Here is a 14410-nt window from a genome sequence, read left to right on the forward strand (position 1 = left end):
GCGGGTGGATGTTGACGTCAACACTCGGCTCGTCACTGAACCATGTTGACGTCATCATGGTTGAGGGCGATCCTCCTCGGCCGCGCCGCAGACGTCAAGCCCCGGCTGCCGCTCCTGGCGCGCCTAGGCCTCGACGAGCGCCACGGCCTGCCGCGCGATCGCCAGCTCCTCGTTCGTGGGAACGACCATGACCAGCGGCTTCCCAGCTCCCGGCCGAGCCGAGATCACGCGAGCGTCGTCCGACCGCGCCTCGTTGGCCGCCGGGTCGATGGTCAGCCCGAGGAACTCCAGCCCGTGCACCACTCCCGAGCGGATGCGGTGGTCGTTCTCGCCGACGCCCGCGGTGAAGGTCAGCACGTCGATACCGCCCAGCACCGCCGCGTACGCGCCGACGTACTTGCGCAGCCGGTGCAGGTAGACGTCCAGCGCCAGGCGCCCGTCGGCGTCGCCGGTCGCCACGAGCTTCTGCAGCTCCCGCATGTCGCCCACCCCGGACAGGCCGAGGATGCCGGAGCGCTTGTTGAGCAGGGTGTCGACCTCCTCGCCGGACATCCCGCCGCGCATCAGGTGGAACACGATGCCCGCGTCCAGGTCGCCCGAGCGGGTGCCCATGACCAGGCCTTCGAGCGGCGTCAGGCCCATCGAGGTGTCGACCGGCCGGTCGCCCAGCACCGCCGACGCCGACGCACCGTTGCCCAGGTGCAGCACCACCTGGCGCAGCGTTTCCGGTCCGCGGCCCTCGGCAGCCAGCTTCTCGGCGACCGCGGAGTGCGCGGTGACTGCGGACGACACGAACTGGTGCGACGTGCCGTGGAACCCGTACCGCCGCACGCCGTGCTCGCCGGCCACCTTGCGATCCAGCGCGTACGTCGAGGCGGCCTGCGGGAGCGTCGTGAAGAACGCGGTGTCGAACACGGCGACGTGCGGTACGTCCAGCAGCTCGCGCGCCACCTCGATGCCGGTCACGTTGGCCGGGTTGTGCAGCGGGGCGAGGGGAATGAGGTCGCGGACGCCGGCCACGACGTCGTCGTCGATCAGGGTGGGGGTGCTGAACACCTCGCCGCCGTGCACCACCCGGTGCCCGACGGCGGCGATGCCCGCCTCCGCGAGCGACGGGCCCACCTCGTCGAACAGGCCGATGACGATCCGCAGCGCCTCGCCGTGGTCGGGCACCGGCAGGTCGCGCACCAGCTTCTCGCCCTTCGCCTCGTGCTTGACCGTCCCGGTGGTCTCGCCGATGCGCTCGACGATGCCCGCGGCGAGGGCCTCGCCGGAGGCGGGGTCGACCAGCTGATACTTCAGCGAGGAGGAGCCGGAGTTGAGGACGAGGACGGTGCGTGTCTCGGGGTCCCCGGCCGATCGGGAGCGCAGCGAGTGATCGGCCGGGGTGAGGGTCATGCGGACTCCTTGGTCTGGGCCTGGATGGCCGTGATCGCCACGGTGTTCACGATGTCCTGGACCAGGGCGCCGCGGGACAGGTCGTTCACCGGCTTGTTCAGGCCCTGCAGCACCGGCCCGACGGCGACCGCACCCGCGGACCGCTGCACCGCCTTGTACGTGTTGTTGCCCGTGTTCAGGTCCGGGAAGACGAACACGGTGGCGCGTCCGGCGACGTCGGACCCGGGGAGCTTGGACGCCGCGACCGAGGCGTCGACGGCGGCGTCGTACTGGATGGGGCCCTCGACGTCGAGCTCCGGGGTGCGCTCGCGCACGAGCCCGGTCGCGGTGCGGACCTTGTCGACGTCGACCCCGGTGCCGGACGTGCCCGTGGAGTAGGACAGCATCGCGATGCGCGGTTCCACGCCGAACTGCCGGGCGGTGGCGGCCGACGAGACGGCGATGTCGGCGAGCTCGTCCGACGTCGGGTCGGGGATGACCGCGCAGTCGCCGTACACGAGCACCCGGTCCTCCAGGCACATGAAGAAGACCGACGACACCGACGACGTGTCGGGCTTCGTCTTGATGATCTCGAACGACGGCCGGATGGTGTGGGCCGTCGAGTGCGCGGCGCCCGACACCATGCCGTCCGCGAGGCCCAGGTGCACCATCATCGTGCCGAAGTAGGAGACGTCGGTGACGATCTCCCGCGCCCGCTCGACGGTCATCCCCTTGTGGGCGCGCAGCCGGGAGTACTCGACGGCGAACCGCTCCACGTGCTCCGGGTCGTGCGGCGACAGCACACGCGCGGCCTCGATGTCGAGGCCCAGCTCGGCGGCGCGGGCGCGGATCGGCTCGTCGTCGCCGAGGATCGTCAGGTTCGCGATCCGCCGGGCCAGCACCGTCGAGGCGGCGCGCAGGATCCGGTCGTCGTCGCCCTCGGGCAGCACGATGTGGCGACGGTCGCCGCGGGCCCGCTCGATGAGCTGGTACTCGAACATCAGGGGCGTGACGACCTGCGGGCGGGGCAGGTCGAGCCGGGCGGCGAGTGCCGCCGAGTCGACGTTGCGCTCGAACAGGGCGCGGGCCGTCTCGACCTTGCGCACCGAGCCCTTGTCCACCCGGCCGCGGGTCTCCGCGGCGGCCCGGGCCGCGCTGTAGGTGCCGAGCTCTGTGGTGATGACCGGCAGCTTGGGCCGCATCGCCTCCAGCAGCTCGGCCGGCCGTCCCTGCGGGTAGAACCCGCCGTTCAGGATGATCCCCGCCAGCGACGGGAACGACGGCGTCATGTGCGTGGCGAGCAGCCCGATCAGCAGGTCGATGCGGTCGCCAGGGGTGATGACGACGGCGCCGTCGGTCAGCCGCTCCAGCAGGTGCTCGAAGCTCATGGCGCCCACCTGCAGCTCCAGCGCCTCGCGGCCCAGCAGCTCCGGGTCACCCAGGGCGAGTGTGCCGTCCACCGCCTCCAGGAGCTGGCCCACGGTCGGGGCCTGCAGGAACGGCTCCTCGGGAATCGTCCACACCGGCAGGTCGGGCTGGGCCTGCGCCAGCAGGGTGCGCACGTCCAGTGCGCTGTGCGTGTCCGCGCGGTTCACGACCAGCCCGATCGCCTGCGCGTGGTGCGCCGCCAGCTCGGCGAGGCTCACGTCGGCCAGGGCGCGGATGCCCTCGGGTGTGCGCTCGCGGCCTGAGACCACGAGCAGCACCGGCGCGCCCAGGTTCGCCGCGATGCGCGCGTTGAACGAGAGCTCGGTGGGCCCGGCGACGTCGGTGTAGTCGGTGCCGAGGATCACCACCGAGTCGCAGCGCGCGGCGAGGTCGTGGTACCGGGAGACGATGCGGCTCAGCGCATCCTCCGGGTCGGTGTGCAGGTCGGCGTAGGTCACGCCGACGGCGTCGTCGTACGCGACGTCGACGCCGTCGTGCTCCAGGAGGAGCTCCAGGACGTGGTCCCTTCGCCCGCTCGTGTCCTCGGCCTCGGTGGCGCGCGAGACGGGCCGGAAGACCCCGACCCGCTGGCCCTTGCGGACCAGCAGGTCGAGGACGCCCAGCGCGACCGTCGACTTTCCGCTCTCGCCCTCAGGGGATGCAATGACGATGCTGCGGGTCGCGCCGGTCACATGCCGCTCCGTGTTCACTTCGTGGGATTTGCTGCTACTCGTTGTCTCCACCAGTGCCGAGCGTAGCGTCAACCTGGTCGCCGTCCGCCAGGTCCTGGGCGTCCGGCCAGACCCAGTCGCGCACCTCCGGGATGTCGTCGCCGTGCTCCCGGGTCCAGGCACGCGCACGAAGCCGGGCATCCTGCATGCGCTGGCGCAGTCCGGCCTGGGCGCTGCCAAGGGACGGAACCCGGTCGATGACATCGATCACAAGGTGGTACCGGTCGAGGTCGTTGAGCATGACCATGTCGAACGGCGTCGTCGTCGTGCCCTCCTCCTTGTAGCCACGCACGTGGATGTTGGGGTGACCCTTGCGGCGGTACGTCAGGCGGTGGATGAGCCACGGGTAGCCGTGGTAGGCGAAGATGATCGGCCGGTCGGTGGTGAACAGGCCGTCGAACTCAGAGTCGGTGAGGCCGTGCGGGTGCTCCTTCGAGTCCTGCAGACGCATGAGGTCGACGACGTTGATCACCCGCACCTTCAGGTCGGGCAGCTCGCGGCGCAGGATGTCCGCCGCGGCGAGCACCTCCAGGGTCGGCACGTCGCCGGCGCAGCCGAGGACGACGTCGGGCTTCTCGCCCGCCGTCTCGCTGCCCGCCCACTCCCAGATGCCGAGGCCGCGCGTGCAGTGCTCGATCGCGCTCTCCATGTCGAGGAAGTTCGGCGCCGGCTGCTTGCCCGCGACCACGACGTTCACGTACTGGCGGCTGCGCAGGCAGTGGTCGTACGTGCTGAGCAGGGTGTTGGCGTCCGGCGGGAGGTACACCCGCACGATCTCGGCCTTCTTGTTCACCACGTGGTCGATGAATCCGGGGTCCTGGTGGCTGAACCCGTTGTGGTCCTGCCGCCACACGTGGCTGGACAGCAGGTAGTTCAGGGACGCGATGGGCCGCCGCCACGGGATGTGGTTGGTGACCTTGAGCCACTTGGCGTGCTGGTTGAACATCGAGTCGACGATGTGGATGAACGCCTCGTAACTGGTCAGCAGGCCGTGCCGGCCGGTCAGGAGGTAGCCCTCCAGCCAGCCCTGGACCTGGTGCTCGCTGAGCATCTCCATGACGCGGCCCGCGCGCGCCATGTGCTCGTCCACCTCCGGCCCGATGTACTCGGCGTTCCACTGCTTGTTCGTCGCGTCGTACACCGCCTGCAGGCGGTTCGACGCTGTCTCGTCCGGGCCGAAGATGCGGAAGTTGTCGGGGTTCAGGCGGATCACGTCCGTGAGCCACTCACCCAGCACGCGCGGCGCCTCGGACTTCGCCCCGCCGGGCACGGGCACGTCCACGCCGTACCCGCGGAAGTCCGGCAGGCGGAGGTCCTTGAGCAGCAGGCCGCCGTTCGCGTGGGGGTTCGCGCTCATCCGGAGCGCACCCTCCGGAGCGAGGGCGGTGATCTCCGGCAGCACGCGGCCGTCGTCGTCGAACAGCTCCTCCGGGCGGTACGACCTGAGCCACTTCTCGAGCACCGCCAGGTGCTCGTCGGTGTCGCGGGCGTTGGCGAGCGGCACCTGGTGCGCGCGCCACGACCCGGTCGTCTTCTTGCCGTCGATCTCCGCCGGGCCGCTCCACCCCTTGGGCGTGCGGAACACGATCATGGGCCACATCGGACGGCTGAGGTCGCCGTCGGCCGCCCGCGCCTTGATGGCGGCGATCTCGTCGAGCACCTCGTCGAGCAGCGCCGCGAACCGGCGGTGGGTCTCGAGCGGCGGCTCGGTCTCGTCGTACCCGCCGTCGAAGAAGTACGGCTTGTGGCCGTGGCCGACCATGAGGTCGTTCAGCTCCTGCTGAGAGATGCGCGCCAGGATCGTCGGGTTTGCGATCTTGTAGCCGTTGAGGTGCAGGATCGGCAGCACGACGCCGTCCTGGGCCGGGTTGACGAACTTGTTCGAGTGCCAGGAGGTGGCCAGCGGGCCGGTCTCGGCCTCGCCGTCGCCGACCACCGCCGCGACCATGAGGTCTGGGTTGTCGAAGACCGCGCCGTAGGCGTGGCTCAGGGAGTAGCCGAGCTCGCCGCCCTCGTGGATCGATCCGGGCGTCTCCGGCGCGACGTGGCTCGGGATGCCGCCGGGGAACGAGAACTGCCGGAACAGGCGCTTCACGCCCTCGGCGTCCTCGGTGATGTCGCTGTAGACCTCGGAGTAGGTCCCGTCCAGGTAGGCCGAGGCGACCAGACCTGGCCCGCCGTGGCCGGGGCCCGTGATGTAGATGGTCTTCTGCTGTCGCTCCTTGATCGCGCGGTTCAGGTGCGCGTACAGGAAGTTCAGGCCCGGCGTGGTGCCCCAGTGGCCCAGCAGCCGGGGCTTGACGTGGTCCCGGGTGAGCGGCTCGCGCAGGAGCGGGTTGTCGATGAGGTAGATCTGGCCGACCGAGAGGAAGTTGGCCGCCCGCCACCATGCGTGGATGCGCTCCAGCTCGGCGGGCTCCAGCTCGGCGACGCCCGTGGCGCGCCATCCGGTGGTGGGGGAGTCGGGGACTGCTGTGGTCGTCATCGCTCACGCTCCTACCTGCGAGTTACGTGCGGGATCTGTGCCGGCTGGTGCCTGTTTCATTCGAACGCAGAACCGCTCTCTACGCGAGACGACCGACCAGCCCGCCGACGTGTGACATGTCAGACGTACGGGTCATCCCCGTGACGTGTGCGTCTGACAGGTCTGAGGCGGTTACCGTTGAGGCTATGCCTGTCAGTGCACCCAGCACACCCGATCCTCGGGTGGTCGACGCCGCCGCGAGCCCCGAGCGCCGCACCTTCGTGCAGGTCGCGCGGCAGCCCCGCATGGTCGGGTTGCTGCTCGTGCTGGTGCTGGCAGCGCTCGTCTGCGGACGGCTGGGCGCCTGGCAGCTCGACCGGGCGTACGAACGCGCCGAGCTGGCCGCGCAGCAGGAGGCGGCCGAGGCCGCCGCGGCGGGGCCGTCCTGGCTGGGCGACATGCTTGCGCCCCAGCAGAGCTTCCCCGGCGAGCTGGTGGGCCGCGAGGTCCGGGTCGCCGGCGAGTTCGAGCCCGCCGGTTCGCTGCTGGTCCCCGGCCGCGTCCTGGAGGGGCGCACGGGCTACCTCGTCCTGACGCCCTTCCGGGTGTCCGACGACGGGACGGACGGCGCGTCCTGGGCCGACCTGTCCGGCGCCCCGGTGCTGGCCGTGGTCCAGGGCTGGGTCGAGTCGCCCGCCGACGCCGAGTCGCTCGTCCTCCCCGAGGGCGAGGTCACGCTGACGGGCTGGCTCCAGATGGGCGAGGCGACGTCGGGCAGCGCCGCCGTGGTGGACGGGCAGACGGAGCAGATCGCCCTCAGCGCGCTCGTCAACGAGTGGGGCGGGCCGATCTACACGGGCTACCTCGTGGCGACCGAGGGCCCAGGGTCCCCCGAGGACGGCGGGGTCGCGGCCCTGCCGCGCCCCACCATCGACGGCGGGTCGGACGCCAACCTGCAGAACCTCTTCTACGCGCTGCAGTGGTGGGTGTTCGGCGGGTTCGCCGTGCTCCTGTGGATCCGGCTGGTGCGGGACGAGATGGCCGGCGGACGCCGGGGCGGCGCGCCCACCGACGCCGACACGGGCATCGCGGGGCTGCCCTCCGCGTGAGCCGTTCACCGGCTGGTCAGCAGTCCAGGCTCGCCAGGATCTGACCGACCGTCTGCTCCAGGATCGGGCGCGGCATCGCCGCGTTGAGGCGCACGAAGCCGTGACCGGCTTCGCCGCACAGCCCGCCGTTCGTCAGCGCGACGCCCGCGTGCTTCCGGAAGTAGTCGGCGACGTCGGCGGGCTCGCCCGGGAGGTCCAGACCTCGGCAGTCCAGCCACGTCAGGTACGTGCCCTCCGGGGCGCGGTAGCCGATCCCGGTTCCGTCCAGGAGCTCGCCGATCCGGGTGACGTTGCCGTGCAGGTAGGTGACGACGTCGTCCAGCCAGTCGCGGCCCTCGGTGTAGGCGACGCGGTTCGCCAGGACGCCCGGCGTCGACGCGCCGCCCTCGGCGTTCTTGCCCACCTCGTTCCAGACCTTCACGTCCGCGTCGTCCGACAGGACGATCTGCGCGCACTTGAGGCCCGGCAGGTTCCATGCCTTCGAGGCGGAGGTCGCCGTAAGCGTGTGGCCCGCCGTCGTCTCGTTCAGGGATGCGTACGGGACGTGCCGGCTGCCCGGGTAGACGAGCGGGGCGTGGATCTCGTCGGAGAAGACGCGGCCGCGGTGGCGGTCCACCACCTCGGCGATCGCGAGCATCTCGTCGGGCTCCAGCACCCGGCCGATCGGGTTGTGCGGGTTGCACAGCACCAGCAGGTTGCCGCCCGCGCGGAACGCGGCGTCGAGCGCGTCGAGGTCGTACGTGTACCGGCCGTCTGCGTCGCGCAGCATGGGGACCTGGATGACCTTCCGGCCCAGCCCGTGCGGCCGCGTCAGGAACGGCATGTACGCCGGGGTGGGCAGGATGACGGGCGAGCCGGGGCGCGAGAAGAGTGTGATCGCGAGCTCCAGCGCCGTAAGCACGTCGGACACCGGACGGACCCGTTCCGGGTCCACCGCCCAGGAGTACCGGTCGGCGGCGAACGCCGCGTACGCCTCGGCCATGTCCGTGACCAGGTACTTCGGCAGATAGCCGAACATGCCACGGTCCACGGCGTCGTGGAGCGCGGCGGCGATCGGGGGCGCGACGGGGAAGTCCATCTCTGCGACCCAGGCCCCGATCTCGTCGGGGAAGGCCGTCCACTTGAGGCTGCCGTTGCCGCGGAGGTGGTCGGCGGTCAGGGCGTCGAAGGCGTGCGCGTTCACCGTGGCATTGAATCAGGTGCGGCCCGGCGCCCGTCCGGGCGTCCAGGGACATGCGACTGCCCTTGCTCCGGCCGGGGAAAAGCCCTGGTCAGGACAGGTAACGCGCCTCGAGGGCAGCCAGCTTCGCCTCGGCCTCGCCGTGGATCTTCTTCTCCAGCACGAACGACATCACCGGGACGACGCCGGCGAGCACCATCGTGACCAGGCGGCCGAAGCCCCAGCGCATCTTCGACCACAGATCGGCGACGGTCACCAGGTACGCGACGTAGATCCAGCCGTGTGCGAACGGCACCCAGGCGATGTACCGCATCACGCCGTCGACGTCGGTCACGGCGCCCAGGCCGTACTTGATCGCCATCTCGACGCAGAGGATCAGCAGCATGACACCGGTCAGGATCGCCATGAAGCGGTAGCGGGCCATGGCGCCGCGGGCCTTGCGGATGGCGGTGGCGGCTGCCTCGGCGGAGATCTCGGGAGCGGTCTGCGGGGTACTCACAACCATCGAGGATATGCCTTCCCGGAGGCTCCCTCTGCCCTCCGGATAAAGCGTGGATCAATGTCAGTGGTCCTCCGTACGGTGTTGGTCGTGCGCTCCCTCCCCTTTGCCGATCCCGGCACCCCGCCGCTGCGCGGGCCGTTCACCCTGCTCCTGTGGCTTGCCCGGAAGCAGGTCCGGGTGCTGCTCATCGCGATGTTCTTCGGCGTGCTGGGCTTCGCGTGCAGCGCCTTCCAGCCGTTCCTCCTCGGGCGGATCATCGACAGCGCTACGGCCTCCGGGCTCGACCGGACGACCTGGACCTGGGCCGGCGTGATGCTGGGTGTCGGCCTCGTCTGGATCACCGCGAACGCGATAGGTCACCGCTGGGACATCACGGCCTGGATGCACGCGGCCTTCCGCACCTCCCAGCTGGTGACGCGCACCGTGTCCCGCTCGGGTCACAACATCACCAAGGAGCTGCCCACCGGCGAGGTGGTGTCGTCGGTCGCGAACGACACGATGCGCATCGGCGAGGTGTTCGGCATCGCCGCGCAGACCATCGGCAGCATCACCACCTACGGCATCGTGGTCGTGCTGATGCTGAACCAGTCGCTCACGCTTGGGCTGGTCATCGCGCTCGGCCTGCCGGTCGTCGCCGCGATCCTGGCCCTGCTGGTCAAGCCGCTGCAGAAGCGGCAGAAGGAGCAGCGTGACGCGCAGGGTCGGCTCACCACGCTCGGTGCCGACACGGTCTCCGGTCTGCGGATCCTGCGGGGCATCGGCGGCGAGAAGGTCTTCACCGGCCGGTACCGGGCGCAGTCGCAGAAGGTCCGCCAGGCCGGCGTCGACGTCGCGGGCACGCAGTCGGTGCTGGACGCCCTGCAGATCCTGCTGCCCGGGCTGTTCGTCGCGCTGATCGTCTACCTCGGTGCCGCGGAGGCCATTGCCGGGCGGATCACCACGGGCCAGCTCGTCGCGTTCTACGGGTATGCGTCGTTCCTGTCCTGGCCGGTGAACCTGCTGGTGCAGTCGGTGAACGTCGTGACCAAGGCGCACGTGGCGGCCGGCAAGGTCGTGAAGGTGCTGCAGGTGGTCCCGGCGACCGGCGCGGAGGGCTCGACGGCGGCCATGCCGCCGGCCGACGTCCCCCTGGTCGACGAGACGACCGGCGTCACGCTCCGGCCCGGCCGGGTCGTCGCGCTGGTCAGCCCCGACCCGGACGAGTCGGCGCAGGTTGCCGGCCGGATGGGCCGGTTCGACGACGCGGCGGAGGTCGGCACCCCGGTCACGCTCGGTGGCGTCCGGCTGTCGGACCTCGACAAGCACGAGCTGCGGGAACGGATAGTGGTCGCGGACGCGACGCCGGCGTTGTTCTCCGGCCGGCTCGCGGGCGAGCTCGACGTGCGCGACAGCGCGAACCGGGAGGCTCTGCTGCGCGCCATGCACATCGCGGACGCGCACGACGTGCTGGAGTCCCTGCCGGACGGCATCGAGGGCGAGATCCCCGAGAAGGGGCGATCGCTGTCCGGCGGCCAGCGGCAGCGGGTGGCGCTCGCGCGGGCGCTGCTGACCGACCCGGAGATCCTGGTCCTGATCGAGCCCACCTCCGCGGTCGACGCCCACACCGAGGCGCGGATCGCGCAGCGGCTCACGGAGTGGCGCCGCGGCCGCACCACGCTGATCGTCACCGCCAGCCCGCTGGTGCTCGACCACGTGGACGACGTGATCTTCCTGGACGAGGGGAAGGTCGTCACGCACGGGACGCATCGCGAGCTGCTCGACCGGCCTACGAACGCCGACGGCGGGCGCGAGGCCGCCCGCTACCGGCGGGTGGTCGGCCGCTCGCTGGACGAGGACCTCGACGCCGAGCTCGACGAGCTGCTGGGCGCGACCAACGCACCGGAAGGAGGCACACCATGACCACAGGGAAGATCCTGCCGATCGCCGACGCCGCCGGCACCTGGCAGTACACGCGGAAGATGCTCGGACGGCACAAGGCTCCGCTGATCGTGATCACGGTGGCCAACACGGTGGCGGCGATGACCGGCCTGGTTGGGCCGTTCGTGCTCGGCAAGCTGGTCGACGCCGTCACCGGGGGCACCACCCTCGAGGTGGCGCGGAACCTGGTGCTCGCGGCCGTCGCGGCGATCGTGCTGCAGGCGCTGATCACGCGGTTCGCGCAGCGCCGCGCCATGGTGTTCGGCGAGACCGTGTTCGCCGACATGCGCGAGGAGTTCGTCGAGACCGTCACGTCCCTGCCGCTGTCGACGGTGGAGACCGCCGGCACCGGCGACCTCATCGCCCGCACCACCCGCGACATCAGCCGTATCCAGAACGCCGTACGCTTCGGCGTCCCGCGGCTGGTGATCGCGGTGGTGACGCTCGTGCTCACGATCGTGGCCAGTCTGTTCGTCGCACCGCTGGTCGCGATCGGCATGTTCGTGGGCGTGCCGGTGCTTGTCGGGGTCGCCCGCTGGTACCTGAAGCGGGCCACCCCGGCCTACCAGCGCGAGTCCGCAGCGTACGCGCGGCTCGACGGCACGGTCACCGAGTCCGTCGAGGGCGCGCGCACCATCGACGCGCTGCGGATAGGCCGCCGTCGTACGACGCGCGGCGACGACGACCTGCACGAGGCGTTCAATGCCGAGCGCGGGACGCTCAACCTGCGGACCGTGCTGTTCCCGGGCGTGGACTTCGCGTTCATGATCGCCCCCATCTCGGTGCTCGTGTGGGGCGGGTTCCTGGCCTCCGAAGGCACGGTGACCATCGGCATGGTCGCAACGATCGTCATGTACACGTACCAGTTGCAGGGCCCGGTGTGGGAGCTGATCTTCTGGCTGGACGAGATCCAGGTGGCCGCCACGTCTCTGTCGCGCATCATCGGCGTCCGGCTCGTGCCGATGGACCGCACGGCCGGCGAGGAGGTACCCAGCGACGAGGAGGTTCGGGGCGCCGGTGTGCGCTACGCCTACCGCGAGGGCACCGACGTGCTGCATGGCATCGACCTCGACCTCCGGGTGGGGGAGCGGCTGGCGATCGTCGGGCCGTCGGGCTCCGGTAAGTCGACGCTGGGCCGCATGCTGGCGGGCATCCACCCGCCGACCGGCGGCACGGTGAAGGTCGGCGGCGTACCGCTGGTGGACCTGCCGCTGGAGGACCTGCGCAAGCACGTCGCGCTCGTTACCCAGGAGCACCACGTGTTCGTGGGGTCGCTGGCGGAGAACCTGCGGCTCGCCAAGATCGACGCGAGCGACGACGAGCTGATGGAGGCCCTGCGAGCCGTCGACGCGCACGGCTGGGTCGAGACGCTCGACGAGGGTCTCGCCACGGAGGTCGGCTCAGGCGGCTACAAGCTCACACCGGCGCAGGCGCAGCAGATCGCGCTCGCGCGGCTGGTCCTGCTGGACCCGCACACGCTCGTCCTCGACGAGGCGACGTCGCTGCTGGACCCGCGCGCGGCCCGGCACCTGGAGCGCTCGCTCAACGCGGTGCTCGACGGGCGCACGGTGGTGGCCATCGCGCACCGGCTGCACACGGCGCACGACGCCGACCGAGTGGCGGTGCTCGACGAGGGCCGCATCACCGAGATCGGCCCGCACGACGAGCTCGTCGCGGCCGGCGGCGAGTACGCGAGGCTCTGGCACAGCTGGCAGCACGAGTGACCCCTCGTTGAGTGCGGGATATTCGCCCTTCTTGGGCCCAGAACAGGGCGAATATCCAGCACTCAACGGGTCAGGTGGGGCGCCAGCCCAGGCCCGCCCCGATCCGGGTCGCGGCGTCGTGGACTATCGGCGCCAGTGTCTCCAGGCGTTCTGGCGGCATATAGGGGCGGGTCGCCGTGACGCTGATGGCGGCGACTATCGAGCCGGACGTGTCGCGGACCGGCGCCGCGACGCAGAGGATCCCCGGCTCGTTCTCCTCGAGGTCGAACGTCACCCCTCGGCGCGTCGAGGCCTCCATGATCTGAACGAACGCGTCGACGGTCAGCACATCCTGCTCCAGGCCGTGCCCGGCACCCACCGGCCGTTCCGCGAGGAACTGGTCGCTCCAGCGCCCCGGGCTGTCCAGGAGCAGCGCCTTGCCGATCCCCGTCCTGGTCAGTGGCATGCGGTGCCCGATCTGCGAGCGCATGACCGCGCCGCGCGTCCCCGGGATCTTGTCGAGGTAGAGCACCTGGCCGCGGTCCTCGATGGCGAGGTGGACCGTGTCGTGCACGCGCTCGGCGAGCGCGCGCAGCACGGGCGCGGCCACCCCGGTCACGGGGTTCTCCTGGAGCGCCTGGTAGCCGAGCTCGATCAGGGCCGGGCCGAGCGCGTAGGCGCCGTCGTCGAGCTGGCGGAGGTAGCCGGTGGCCAGCAGCAGCTGGAGCAGGCGGTGGGTGGTGCTGCGCCCGACCCCGGTCTCTTCGGCGATATCGCGCAGGCGGCTGTGGCCGCGGGCCACGGCATTGACGACGGCGATACCCCGCGCGAGCGTCTGCGTGCCTGGGGGAGCGGCGACCTCGTCGCGGGCCCGCCATGCGGTCGTGATCTCGTCGCGCGCCCGCGGTGCGGCAGTGATCTCGTCACGGGCGGGTGGCCCTGGCCCGTCGGGTAAGGCGGTCATCGCCGCACCCTATCCCGATAATAGGGATGCGGTTCAGATAATCGGGATGCCGTGTCTAACGTCCGGGACATGGCAGACGACGCACCGGGGCGCGACGCCGCGCTTCTCGCCCTCGACTGGGGCAGCACGACGTTCCGCGCCTGGCTCCTGGACGGCACGGGCGCGGTGCTCGACGCCGTCCGGACGGCGGACGGCGCCCTCACGATCTCCGAGCGAGCCGACTCCGCCCAGATGCGGGCCGCCGCGTTCGAGGAGACGTTCGCGCGGCTGTGCCGGCCCTGGCTCGACGAGCATCCGGGCATCCCTGCGCTGTGCGCTGGGATGGCGGGGTCGAACCACGGCTGGGCCGAGGCCGGGTACCTCGACGTCCCGGCGGACCTCGGCTCGCTCGCCGAGCACCTGACCGTGGTGCCCGCCGGCGACTCCGTCGTCCACATCGTGCCTGGCCTACGGGCCACCGGAGCCGACCCGGACGTGATCCGTGGCGAGGAGGTCCAGCTGGTCGGCGCGCTGGCCACGTCCGCCGACCGGCCCGAGACCGTCGTGCTGCCCGGAACGCACTCCAAGTGGGTGCGCCTCGACGGAACGCGCGTCACGGGCTTCAGCACGGCCATGACCGGCGAGCTGTACGGCCTGCTGATGCGGGACAGCATCCTCGCCCGGCTCGCGACCGCTGCGGCGGGCCCTGCTACCTCGCCCGCCTTCGTGCGAGGGCTCGAGACAGAGGCGGCGCGCGGCGACGAGCGCGGCCTGCCCGCCCTGCTCTTCACGGCGCGACCGCTCGTGCTCGCCGGGCGGCTCGACGCCTCCGAGGTGGCCGAGTACGTGTCCGGGCTGCTGATCGGCGCCGAGGTCCGGCACGCGCTGCGCGCGACCTCGACCGCTGTCGGAGCTCCGACCGGTGTCGTCGCCCTGTGCGGGCCGCCCGAGACCGCGCACCGCTACCGCGTCGCGCTGGAGCGTGGGGGTGCGTCCGTGCGCATGGTCGGGGAGGACGTCGCCGCGCGCGGGCTGTGGCGCGTCGCCCTGGACGCC

The 14410-nt window shown here is 71.2% G+C and carries 10 protein-coding genes; 4 read left to right on the forward strand and 6 right to left on the reverse strand.

Translation table 11 applies throughout. The features are described from left to right. Positions 1-123: 123 nt before the first annotated feature. The 3 genes from EW117_RS20465 to EW117_RS20475 are packed head-to-tail and all read right to left on the reverse strand — an operon-like array spanning position 124 to position 6021. Complete coding sequence (locus EW117_RS20465) at positions 124-1398, reverse strand: acetate/propionate family kinase (protein ID WP_129788541.1); 1275 nt, start codon at positions 1396-1398, stop codon at positions 124-126. Then, positions 1395-3497 carry a phosphate acetyltransferase gene (pta, locus tag EW117_RS20470; RefSeq protein ID WP_165362792.1) on the reverse strand — a complete coding sequence of 701 codons (2103 nt, stop codon included), beginning with the start codon at positions 3495-3497 and terminating at the stop codon, positions 1395-1397. Before pta ends, EW117_RS20465 begins: the two co-directional genes overlap by 4 nt. Positions 3498-3531: 34 nt before the next feature. Next, on the reverse strand, positions 3532-6021 hold the full coding sequence (locus EW117_RS20475) for a phosphoketolase family protein (RefSeq protein ID WP_129788542.1): 2490 nt from the start codon (positions 6019-6021) through the stop codon (positions 3532-3534). Between the two features lie 185 nt (positions 6022-6206). Here EW117_RS20475 and EW117_RS20480 point away from each other — a divergent pair, with 185 nt between their 5' ends. Continuing rightward, the gene (locus EW117_RS20480) at positions 6207-7109 is read left to right on the forward strand and encodes an SURF1 family protein (RefSeq protein WP_242504408.1); all 903 of its coding nucleotides are present in this window, start codon (positions 6207-6209) and stop codon (positions 7107-7109) included. Positions 7110-7125: 16 nt separating this feature from the next. On the opposite strand, the gene EW117_RS20485 is transcribed toward EW117_RS20480, so the two are convergent. Both EW117_RS20485 and EW117_RS20490 read right to left on the reverse strand, forming a co-directional pair. After that, positions 7126-8292, reverse strand: coding sequence for a MalY/PatB family protein (locus tag EW117_RS20485; protein WP_207211957.1), 1167 nt, complete (start codon positions 8290-8292; stop codon positions 7126-7128). Between the two features lie 88 nt (positions 8293-8380). Next, on the reverse strand, positions 8381-8794 hold the full coding sequence (locus EW117_RS20490; protein ID WP_129788543.1) for a DUF3817 domain-containing protein: 414 nt from the start codon (positions 8792-8794) through the stop codon (positions 8381-8383). 54 nt (positions 8795-8848) lie between these two features. Here EW117_RS20490 and EW117_RS20495 point away from each other — a divergent pair, with 54 nt between their 5' ends. Both EW117_RS20495 and EW117_RS20500 read left to right on the forward strand, forming a co-directional pair. Further along, positions 8849-10690 carry an ABC transporter ATP-binding protein gene (locus tag EW117_RS20495; protein WP_242504410.1) on the forward strand — a complete coding sequence of 614 codons (1842 nt, stop codon included), beginning with the start codon at positions 8849-8851 and terminating at the stop codon, positions 10688-10690. Beyond that, positions 10687-12432 (forward strand): ABC transporter ATP-binding protein, encoded by a 1746-nt coding sequence (locus EW117_RS20500; RefSeq protein ID WP_129788544.1) that lies wholly within the window; start codon positions 10687-10689, stop codon positions 12430-12432. The genes EW117_RS20495 and EW117_RS20500 overlap by 4 nt, the downstream gene beginning before the upstream one ends. Before the next feature lie 70 nt (positions 12433-12502). Here EW117_RS20500 and EW117_RS20505 read toward each other — a convergent pair whose 3' ends face one another. Further along, positions 12503-13375: an IclR family transcriptional regulator gene (locus EW117_RS20505; RefSeq protein WP_129788545.1), complete on the reverse strand. Its 873-nt coding sequence runs from the start codon at positions 13373-13375 to the stop codon at positions 12503-12505. A 69-nt stretch (positions 13376-13444) separates the two neighbouring features. On the opposite strand from EW117_RS20505, the gene EW117_RS20510 reads away from it, so the two are divergent. Then, positions 13445-14410 (forward strand): 2-dehydro-3-deoxygalactonokinase (locus tag EW117_RS20510; RefSeq protein ID WP_165362793.1); only part of this gene is annotated, 966 nt, incomplete at its 3' end.

Origin of the sequence: Promicromonospora panici (assembly GCF_900608595.1) — a bacterium.
Lineage (GTDB): Bacteria > Actinomycetota > Actinomycetes > Actinomycetales > Cellulomonadaceae > Promicromonospora > Promicromonospora panici.